Annotated in this window: 7 protein-coding genes; all 7 read left to right on the top strand. The window is 40.7% G+C overall.

The window, feature by feature from the left end; genetic code table 11:
- A partial coding sequence (locus tag AC1DG9_RS15890; protein ID WP_477634876.1) for an MFS transporter occupies positions 1 to 856 on the top strand: 856 nt, incomplete at its 5' end.
- A 14-nt stretch (positions 857 to 870) separates the two neighbouring features.
- A complete protein-coding gene (locus AC1DG9_RS15885) occupies positions 871 to 1,623 on the top strand; it encodes an SDR family NAD(P)-dependent oxidoreductase (RefSeq protein WP_172660072.1) in 753 nt (250 codons plus the stop codon).
- A gap of 194 nt (positions 1,624 to 1,817) precedes the next feature.
- On the top strand, positions 1,818 to 4,973 hold the full coding sequence (locus AC1DG9_RS15880; RefSeq protein ID WP_477634875.1) for a SusC/RagA family TonB-linked outer membrane protein: 3,156 nt from the start codon (positions 1,818 to 1,820) through the stop codon (positions 4,971 to 4,973).
- Between the two features lie 18 nt (positions 4,974 to 4,991).
- Positions 4,992 to 6,848, top strand: coding sequence for a RagB/SusD family nutrient uptake outer membrane protein (locus AC1DG9_RS15875; protein ID WP_477634874.1), 1,857 nt, complete (start codon positions 4,992 to 4,994; stop codon positions 6,846 to 6,848).
- A 10-nt stretch (positions 6,849 to 6,858) separates the two neighbouring features.
- Positions 6,859 to 8,793, top strand: a complete 1,935-nt coding sequence (locus AC1DG9_RS15870) for a hypothetical protein (RefSeq protein WP_477634873.1) — start codon at positions 6,859 to 6,861, stop codon at positions 8,791 to 8,793.
- A 6-nt stretch (positions 8,794 to 8,799) separates the two neighbouring features.
- Positions 8,800 to 10,185: an SGNH/GDSL hydrolase family protein gene (locus AC1DG9_RS15865; protein WP_337716793.1), complete on the top strand. Its 1,386-nt coding sequence runs from the start codon at positions 8,800 to 8,802 to the stop codon at positions 10,183 to 10,185.
- 17 nt (positions 10,186 to 10,202) lie between these two features.
- The coding region (locus AC1DG9_RS15860; protein ID WP_477634872.1) for a polysaccharide pyruvyl transferase family protein at positions 10,203 to 11,387 on the top strand (1,185 nt) is incomplete at its 3' end.

Below are 11,387 nucleotides of genomic sequence, written 5' to 3'. Positions count from 1 at the left end.
GGATAAAACAGGGTTTGCAATGGCCATACATCAGACTGCACTTTATGCGGGGATTATCATGAGCGGACTGATTGGCGCATTGATAGCAGAAAGGTTTGGGTGGAGTGTGGCTTTTTACATTTTTGGAGGAATAGGAATTGTACTCTCCATTGTACTTGTTGTAAGGTTTAAAAAAGACATTTTACCTGATACTGATTCGTTAGTAATCAAGAAAAAGGTGACCGTGTTTGACGGCTTAAAAGGATTATTTCAAAAGAAAACAGCAGTATTGCTGACTATGGCATTTGCCTGTATGATATTCGTGAATGTGGGCTACCTAACCTGGGCGCCAACATTTTTACATGAAAAATACAAGCTCTCTCTAGCAAACGCCGGCTTTTCCTCCATGTTTTATCATCATGTTTTTGCATTTTTGGGGGTGCTGGCCGGCGGGCGCTTTTCTGACTACCTGGCGAAGACCAATATTGGTTCAAGATTAAAATTGCAAGCATTTGGATTATTGTTGGGCAGTCCTTTTATTTATCTGCTGGGATCAGCAAATGAGCTGATTTGGGTGTATACAGGTATGGGTCTTTTTGGTTTTTTCAGAGGCATTTATGACTCCAATATTTACGCATCTTTATTTTTGGTCACGGCACCTGGAGTAAGGGCATCTGTTTCTGGCGCGATGATTATGTTTGCTTTTTTAATAGGCGCTTTTGCACCATGGATCTTAGGGACGATAAAGCCTACATTAGGATTGTCAAGTGGTCTATCAGCGCTCTCCGTTGTTTATTTACTGGGGAGCATTTTTATTTTTATTGCATTAAGATTTACCCTGGCCAAAGAAATACATGTGGATGCAGAGGCAAAATAAATTTAATTAGTATCATGAGTGAATTAACTGGAAAAACTGCATTAATAACAGGTTCTTTAAGGGGGATTGGCAAAAGTATAGCCCTAACCCTGGCAGAAAAGGGAGCAGATATTATACTTAACGACCTGGCTGAAAGTGAAGACCTTGAAGAAATAGTGAACGGGGTAAGGGCTTTTAACCGCAAGGTATTCTTTAAAGCTGCGGATGTAAGTAGAGAAAAAGATGTGGAAGCACTCTTTTCATTTGCTAAAAACAGCACGGGCAAACTAGATATCCTGGTCAATAATGCAGGAACATCTCAAGCCCAAGATATTTTTGACACCAGTCTTGATGATTGGGAACATGTTTTAGGAACCAATCTCACGAGTTGTTTTCTGTGCGCCAAGTATGCTATGCAAATCATGAGAGAACAGAAAGATGGTAGGATCATTAATATTAGCTCAGTGGTTGGGCAACAGGGGGCACTATATGGCCATGTACATTATTCAGCCAGTAAAAGTGCAATTTTAGGACTAACAAAAACACTTGCCAGAACTGGTGCCCCATTAGGGATCAGAGTAAATTGCATTGCCCCGGGTATTATTGAAACCGATTTACTTACCCAAACACATGGAAATGAAGGAATTGTAAGAATTGCTGAGAATGTACCTTTGGGTATTGGACAGCCACGTGATATTGGCCTGGCAGTCGCTTTCCTGGCAGGTGAGGGTGGTAATTATATTACGGGAGCAACCATTGATATTAATGGGGGACTTTATTTTCGTTGAGGGTTTTTTATCTAAATGGTGCTATATCGATTTGATTATTAATATAATCATCTTTTTTTAGTGGTTTTATTGCAGTATTTGTATTAATATAATTATATATTGTATACAATATATAATTATATTAAGTTTGTATATGAGTCTGTAATTGTTGCCGGATCAGACATAGGATTGATTTTACACTAACCAAATATAATATGTTAACCAAACCACTAAATCTTTGTGGGACCATTACTTTCAGCGTGATTTTTACCTGGATATTGGTAATGGCTTTACCATCGGCTGGAAATGCGCAAAGCAAAAACATTTCAGGTAAAGTAACCTCGTCTGACAATGAACCGCTCTTCGGTGTCACCATATTTGAAAAAAACACTAAAACCGGAGCCACTACCGATGCTGATGGCAAATTTGTGATTACAGTTTCAAATGCAAATGCCACTTTATCATTCAGGTACGTTGGTTACCAATCAAGGGATATCCCTTTAAACGGCAAGAACATCATCAACCTTGCTCTTAAAAGTCTTGATAATGCATTGAATGAGATTGTAGTGATTGGCTATGGTGCAACCGCACGAAAAGACCTAACCGGATCTGTCGGGCAAGTGAAAATGGATGAATTTGAGAAGGCACCGGTAAAATCATTTGACGAGGCCCTGGCCGGAAGAGTAGCTGGTGTTCAGGTTTCAGGCGMCGATGGGCAGCCTGGGTCAATAAATAATATTGTGATAAGGGGAGCAGGTTCAATCACACAAGACACCTCACCATTATATGTTGTAGATGGTTTTCCATTAGAAGATGCGAACAATAACTCCATAAATCCAGCAGATATTGCGGCTATCGATATTTTAAAAGATGCATCGGCCACAGCCATCTACGGGGCAAGAGGAGCAAACGGAGTAATCATTATTACCACCAAAAGAGGAAATATAGGTGATCCGGTGATTGCTTACAATGGGTACTATGGTTTTCAGAAAAATACAAAAACCATCGATTTAATGAGCCCCTATGAATTTGTAAAATACCAGTTAGAGCTTGATCCGGCAAATACGAACACAACCTATCTAGCCGATGGGAAAACACTTGACGACTATAAAAATGTAACGGGAATTAATTTTCAGGATCAAATTTATCGGAACGCCCCCATGCAAAGTCATGATATCTCAATAAGGGGTGGGGCTGATAAAACACGTTATTCGATCTCAGGAAACATCATTGGCCAGGATGGGGTGGTTTTAAACTCCGATTTCAAACGTTACCAGGGACGAATTACACTTGATCAGAATGTAAATCAAAAATTAAAAATTGGGGTTAACCTAAATTATAGTTATAGTGCATCTAACGGAAGTATAGTTAATGCTGCCTCGCCAATCCAATCTGCCAGTACCAATCTGCTTTATGCAGTATGGGGCTATCGTCCTGTAAGTGGTAACGATAATAATCTTGATGATGAACTATTTGATCCGGGCTTCGACTATAATGTAATTGCTGATTACAGGGTTAATCCGGTGATTTCTGCTAAAAATGAACTTCGGCGCCGGTTGATCACAGGATTAATCGCGAACGGCTATGCGGAATACAAAATTATTCCATCTCTTACCCTAAGAGTTACAGGCGGCATCACCAATAATATGCAGAGAGATGAGGCCTTTAATAACTCCCAGACCCGACTGGGTAATCCACGTAATTCGAGTGGTGTGAACGGATCAGTTTATTATAACCCTTCTACCGTTTGGCTAAATGAAAATACACTCAGCTATAAAAAGATTTTTAATAAGGTGCATGATCTTACTGTATTGGCAGGGTATACCATGCAAGGAAATAAAACGGGAGTAAATGGCTTTGCTGCTCTCAACGTACCTAATGAATCATTAGGCCTTGATGGTTTAGATGAATCGCCTTCCCTGATCGGTACTTCATTAAGTTCCAGATGGGGCCTTTTGTCGTACCTCGGGCGCATAAATTATAATTATAAATCAAAATATTACTTTACTGCGTCTTTCCGTTCCGATGGATCTTCAAAATTCGCACAGGGGAAGCGCTGGGGGTATTTTCCTTCTGGTGCACTATCATGGCGGATGAGTGCTGAGGAGTTTATGAAGAAATTTACATTTATTTCTGATGCTAAACTACGTTTAAGTTACGGCGAGACAGGCAACAATAGGGTTGCCGACTTTTCCTATCTCGACCAGATCACACAACCCAATTCCGCGGGTTATTCCTATGGCAATGGCTCGCCTTCTAAAGGAGCTATCTTAAGTGCTTTTGGAAATGCCAACTTAAAATGGGAAACTACAAAACAAGTGAATATTGGTTATGATTTAAGCCTTTTTAAACAACGTGTAAATGTAACTCTTGACATTTACAGAAAAACAACCCATGATCTGTTATTGCAGGCCCTTTTGCCTTATACCACCGGATTGTCTGATGCCTATAAAAACGTAGGGAAAATGCAAAATCAAGGTCTTGAAATCTCACTGAGCACGGTTAATATTCATGGGAAGGAATTTAACTGGAGTTCAAGTTTTAACATCAGTTTCAATAGAAACAAAGTACTGGCACTTTCTGAGAACCAAACTTCTTTAAAAAGTCCGGTAGGTTTTGATCAAAAATGGAATGCGCTTTCTCCTTACATAGCCCTTCTTGGACAGCCAGTAGGGCAATTTTATGGTGCAATTTGGGATGGTGTTTATCAGTATGAAGATTTTGATAAGAACCCCCAAGGCGTTTATACGCTTAAAGAAAATATTCCCAGAAATGGAAATCCTACGGTGCAACCAGGCGATATCAAATATAAAGACCTTGATGGCGATGGAAATGTTAATGCAAATGATTTTACGGTAATTGGACGCGGTCTTCCTAAGCATACAGGTGGTTTATCAAATAATTTTTCTTATAAAGGATTTGATCTTAATGTATTTCTTCAATGGTCATACGGAAACGACATCATCAACGCTAACCGTATGCTATTTGATGGCAACGGAAAGCAATCCAGGTTTTTCAATCAGTACGCAAGTTATGCCAATAGATGGCAGCCAGATAATCCTAGTAATACTTTGTTTCGAACCGGAGGGCAGGGACCATTTTATTACTCAAGCAGGGTAGTTGAAGATGGGTCTTACCTCCGGTTAAAAACGATATCACTGGGCTATAATTTTCCATCAAGAATATTCCAAAAAGCTCAGCTTAAAAGTTTAAGGATTTACGCTTCTGCTCAAAATATTGCAACATGGACAAATTATTCCGGACCAGATCCTGAAGTGTCCGTCCGAAATTCCACCCTTACCCCCGGATTTGATTTTTCTGCTTATCCCCGGGCAAGCACGCTCATATTCGGATTAAACCTATCATTCTAACTGATCTATTATAAAAGTATGAAACTGATAAAATATTTTTACTTCACCATGCTGGTGGCAGCAGCTACTTCCTGCCAGAAAGTGCTGGATACCAACCCAACGGATTTTATTAACCCAGACGCTTATTACAAAACCCCGGAGCAGTTACAAAGTGCCCTCAATGGTATATACAATTCATTGGGCACTCAGGAGGTATATGGAAATAATTATTTATATATGTTCAATACCAATACAGACGAATCTTATGGTAGAATAGTGGAACTTACAACGTCCTATCAATATGATGCCGCAGATCCCAAAAATGAATTGTTCTGGAAAGGCCTGTATGTAGGTATTKAACGGGCCAATTTATTGCTTTCGAAAGTAGACAATGTAACCATGGACCAAACCGCGAAAGATGTGATCAAGGGGCAAGCATTGTTTCTGCGCGGCTTTCAATATTTTATGTTGGTGAGCAATTATGGCGATGTTCCATTGATCCTTACTCCAACTAAATCAGTAACAGAAGTTAATGTTGCAAGGACACCGATGAAAGATGTTTATGCGCAGATTACAAAGGATATGATTGATGCGGAGGCTTTATTGCAAACGCAAACGGCTACGGTTCTGGGGGCAGGGGGGAAGGTTACCCGAACCGCAGTTCAGGGGATGCTGGCCAGGGTATACCTTTATATGGCAGGCTTTCCGTTAAAGGATACAGAAAAATATAAAGATGCACTGTTCTGGGCCAATAAGGTTGTTAACCCTACAGGAAGCACACCTGAACACGCCCTTAACCCCGATTATAGAGATGTTTTTATTAAATATGCCAGGGAGCAATATGATGTGAAAGAAAGTATGTGGGAATTGGAGTTCTGGGGCAACAATACCGGAGGCGTTAATTTGGGAAACACTTATACCGGGCGCTTTTGTGGAATTACCTGCAATGATGCCAATAAGGGCTTCAGTTCCGGTTCGGTAAACGCGACCCGAAAATTGTATGCTTCCTATCAAGTCAATCCTTTGAGCAATGATAAACCCAATAAGGCTTCTTTCGACTGGAGGAGGGATTGGAACTGTGCTAATTATACTTGGGGTACAGGTGCAACAGCTAAAAAGACCAACGTGACAGGTACCTGGGTTATGAATGCAGGAAAGTGGCGCCGGGAGTATGAAGTTGTGAACCCCAAGGATAAAAACTATACCTCCCAGAATTTCGCATTTTTGCGTTATTCTGATGTACTGCTTATGCTTGCCGAAGCAGAAAACGAAGTTAACGGGCCTGCAAATGCTTATCAGTATGTGAATTTGGTTCGTAAAAGAGCTTACGGCATATTATATGGAAATGTGATTAAGCACATTGCTGTAACCAATGGCGGCTCAGGCTATACCAGTGCTCCCACAGTAACAATCAACGGCGGCGGCGGCAGTGGGGCTACCGCCGAGGCAACCATCTCAGACGGTTCAGTTACTGGAATTACCATTACTTCGCCAGGGACATTAACAGTAGGAGGCCCTTATTATACTTCCGCGCCAACAGTTACCCTTATTGGTGGTGGAGGAACCGGTGCTAACGCTACAGCGATAATTACTGAACCTGATGACGCTGACCTTTCTGCATTGCAAATTTCAAGTAAATCGGAGCTTTTAGAAGCGATAAAAGAAGAAAGATTAAGAGAATTGTGTTTTGAAGGATTAAGGAGAAACGACCTGATCCGCTGGGGCAAATTTGTTGAGGATATGAAGAGCTTTCTGGCATATGCCAACTCAAATGCAGGAACTGCAACGAACATTACTACTGCCGCTACTAAGGTGTCGGCCAGAAACATTTTTATGCCAATTCCTATTCATGATATTCAACTGAATAACTTACTGATACAAAATCCGGGATATTAGTTTTAAAGCTATGAGATTAGTGTACAGAATAATGACCACAGGGCTAATTATCTTTTTGTTCGCGATAGGAGGAAGTATAGTAAGCGCCCAAAGCCTTAAAAATACCGTTTATGACAATTCAAAACCTATTGTACAGGTCCAGCCCCTGGATATGCGAAGAGTTGATCAAATTGTGGCCATGTTACCAGATAAGCCTTTCGGATTCGGGGATAGCTATAAAAACAGGAAAGCCTGGGACATGTTGTTTAAAAGCGGGAAGTATAACAGCGTAATCAGTAGTGCCGACAGCTCACTGAACCTGTCATTTCCGGCCTGGAGTGACGACGATTATTTGGCATACTGGACTAAAGGGACTTCTGTTCCAGGTAAAAATATGCTACAAAAACGCCTCTTATGGCTAACCTGGTATGTATTTGCAGAATGCCTTACGGATAAGGGGAAATATACAAGAGCCGCAGAAAATGCATTACTCGAACTGTGCCGTCAAAAATCCTGGGTAAATCCCACGCACGATTATAACAAGGTAAATTTTGAAGGTAAAAAATACCTGGTCGAATTATCGGCGGTAAGTTATGCACAGCACATTGCACAGGCGCTATATCTGTTAGATGATAAGATCGATCAAAAAGTTAAAGAAGAAGCGATCAAGGCTGTGCAGGAACGGGTATTTGATCCTGTATTAAATTCAATTGCAACAGGAAACAATGAAAATTTCTTTTTAACAAACACCAATAACTTTAATGCAGTATGCCTCTCCGGGACAGTTGGGGCTGCTGAGACGATAATCAACGATAAGACTGAAAGGGCGAAATTTATTGCCATTGCGGAACGCTATCACAAAAATGGAATCCAGGGCTTTCTGCCCGACGGATATTGTACAGAAGGACTAGGCTATTATAATTATGGTTTTGGAAACTTTGTTCTTTTACGTGAAACAGTTTATAAAAGTACTGGTGGAAAAATCGATCTGTTTGCTGATCCAAAAGTAAAACTGATGGCCGAATTCCTTCCCAAAACTGTAATTATCCATGGTGTTTTTCCATCAATTGGCGATTGCCGACCATATACCCAACCCTCACCCTTTATTCTCTTTTATGTAAACCGGAATCTGGGTGTTGATATTTCAGAGTTTAAGAATGTGGTTTTTCCAGATCGTCCTGTGGACCTGGCAACTAGTATCCTTTCTGTTTTTCCGGAAAAGGTATCAGCAAAGCAACTTCCAATCRAAGAATCAGAATCTGACCTGCGATCCTATTTCGATCAGGCGGGGGTACTCACTGTCCGCCCGGCTGCAGCGTCAGAAATGGATATGGGGGTGGCAATAAAAGGGGGCAACAACAATGAACATCATAATCATAACGATGTTGGATCTTTCTCTATTGTAGTAGGAGATGAGGTTTTAATGGGCGATCCGGGGATTATCCCATATACATCAAAAACATTTGGACCAGAAAGGTATTCTTATAAAACCATTGCTTCCTATGGGCATCCGGTGCCGCTCATTGCCGGTCAGCAGCAAATACCAGGTGCTGCAGCAAAAGGCAATGTCCTCAGTACCAGCTTTACCAATGAGCAGGATAAAATGGTTATGGATATTGCCAGYGCTTACCCCGTAGAGGAACTCAAAAAACTGGAACGGGAATTTATTTATAACCGCAAACATAATGGATTTTTTAGCGTAACAGATCATTTTGCATTTAGTGAGGATCAGAGTTATGAAACCGCCCTGATCACCAGAGGTAGCTGGAAGCGGATCAATGCCAATCAAATCGAAATTACCGGCAAAAAAGRTAAGTTATTCATTACCATAGTAACTAAAGAAGCGTTTGAAATTAAAAGTGAGGAACTTTCTGAGGGCGGAAAGCCCTATACCAGATTGGCCTTGCGTTTTAAAAAACCAGTAAAGGAGGGAACTGTTGTGACGATTTTTAAACCTTATAAGTAAAAAAGTATGCCGTTATTTTCGCCAAGGTTAAGTGCAGTATTTATTATCCTGTTCATTTCTACATCATTTGGGTTTGCCCAGCAAAACAACAAAAGTTTTTTTCCTGCCGGAAGCAGGGTGTGTTTTATAGGAAACAGCATTACCAACAATGGCGAATACTACAATGACTTATGGATCTATTATGCCACTCGGTTCCCGGCTCAAAAAATACGTTTTTACAACTGCGGAATATCCGGAGATGTTGCAACGGGAATTTTAAAAAGAATGGATAAAGATGTGCTCATCCATCGGCCAACTCAAGCGGTAATGATGATAGGCATGAATGACGTAAAACGGGAACTTTATGGTAAAGCAAATTCTAATGAAACCCTAAAGCAACAGGCATTGGCAGCATATAGGAGCAGCACAGAGGCCGCGGTAAAAATTTTAAAAAAGAATGTAGAAGCTGTTACGCTGCTGAAACCATCTATTTATGACCAGACCGCAGTTATGGAAACAGAAAACCTATATGGTGTAAACGATGCTTTACAGCGTTGTGCAGAACACATGCAATTTTTGTCTGAAAAGTATCATACCAACCTGGTCGATTTTCAATCAGTATTGCTCCGCATCAATAACGAAGAGCAGTTAAAAGACCCTGCTTTTACCATCATCGGTAAAGATCGGGTACACCCACAGTCGGCAGGACATTTTGTAATGGCCTATCAGTTCTTGAAGGATACAAAGTCGCCCCAATACGTATCTAAACTGATTATTGGAGATGATTTAAAAGCATCGCAAGAGGGTAGCTTTAACGCAGAAATAAGAAAACAATCAAATACAGACAGCTCATTAACTTTTGAATGTCTTGAGAAAAGCCTGCCCTTTCCGATTAAGGAATCTGCTGCCGATGCGCTCAAATGGGTTCCCTTTAATGAAGAGTTTAATACGGAATTATTGCAGGTAAAAAAAATATTACCGGGGAACTACCATCTTTTTATTGATGATGTTTTTATTGCAGGGGTTACTGCTAAGAACCTCTCGACGGGGATTAATCTTGCGCTATACAAAAATACGCCTCAATACCGGCAAGCCATAACGGTAATGAATACTTGCATAAAATACAGAGATGTGGAAGCAGTAATCCGCAATCTCCGCTTTGTTGAATTTATGCATCTTTCTGAACTTAAAGATGCATCAGATACAACTCTGGTGGCTGGATATCTTAAAAACCGACTGAAAACATTAAAAAGTGGCGGGCATTATGAATATCACCAGAAACAATTTAAGAATTACTTGCTGAAAAAGAGTTCGGAAACAGAAGCCCTCAGACAATTGTCTGTACTTGCCGACACTATTTATCAGGTAAATCAGCCACAGGTTCATGTTTTTAAGATTGTTAAACAGCAGTAAAGAAAGTTTGATTGAAGATGCAAAGAAGAAAATTTATTAAGAATGCTGCAGTTATGGCTGCACTTCCTGTTATTTCCAGCCTTATGGGAGCTATTGAAAGTGGCTATATTAAAGCGAATTCCAGGATATTACTACGCTCATCCTGGCAAACGGTAAACATAGGTGATATTGGCCACACTTTTGGAATAATGGAACTGTTTAAAACCTATTTGCCTGAGGCAGAGATCACATTATGGCCAAATAGTCTGGATAATGGCGTTGATGTGTTGCTAAAGAAGAGTTTTAGGAACCTAAAACTTGCCCCCGGAAAGATCGATGCATCAGGTAAACCGACAACACCGGCCTTGCAAGAGGCATTTGAAACGTGCGACATCATGGTACATGGTTCCGGACCCTGGATTGTAGTTCCTGCTGATCTCGCCGCATGGCATAAACAAACCGGTAAGCCCTTTGGAATGTACGGAATTTCGCTGGTAGATGCAGATGTCAAATCTTTAGATCTAATTAATAAAGCCTCATTTATCTATTGCAGAGATACTGCTTCATTAGATTACCTGAAATCACTGCGATCTAAATGTCCGATAACTGAGTTTGCCCCGGATGCAACTTTTGCAATCAATCTTCGTAATGATAAACTTGCTGCTGATTACCTGGATTCGAAAGGATTGAAAAGTGGGGAATTTATTTGTGTCATACCACGACTGAGGTACACCCCTTATTGGAAAATGAAGAACATAGAGCCAACAGAGGAGGAATCAAAGAAATACATGATTTCGCAGTACTATAAAGACACCGATCATGCGAAACTTCGTGATGTAATGATCAGATGGGTACGGGAAACGGGATTAAAGATTCTGGCGTGTCCCGAAGTCACATATCAGGTAGAACTGGCCAAAGAAATGCTGATAGACCCACTGCCCGAAGATGTTAAAAAACATGTGATATGGAGAGATACCTATTGGATTCCGGATGAAGCGCAATCAGTTTATGCTAAGGCAAGAGCACTGGTCAGTTTTGAAATGCACTCCCCGATCATAGCCTTTTCATCAAATGTTCCTGCTATTCATCTGAGGCAACCCACAGATACCCGAAAAGGACAAATGTGGGCCGATATTGGTCTTGCAGAGTGGCTTTTTGAAATAGATTTTACAAGCGGAAATCAGATAGGAGATGCCCTGATGGAAATTCACTCCAATTATCCC

The organism is Pedobacter sp. 05L430, from assembly GCF_056397585.1.
This window is presented reverse-complemented; position numbering and strand designations above follow the sequence as displayed.

Bases quoted from the DNA above. Each gene is read 5' to 3' on its own strand.
- AC1DG9_RS15885 (WP_172660072.1), top strand. From the start codon at position 871: ATGAGTGAATTAACTGGAAAAACTGCATTAATAACAGGTTCTTTAAGG.
- AC1DG9_RS15865 (WP_337716793.1), top strand. From the start codon at position 8,800: ATGCCGTTATTTTCGCCAAGGTTAAGTGCAGTATTTATTATCCTGTTC.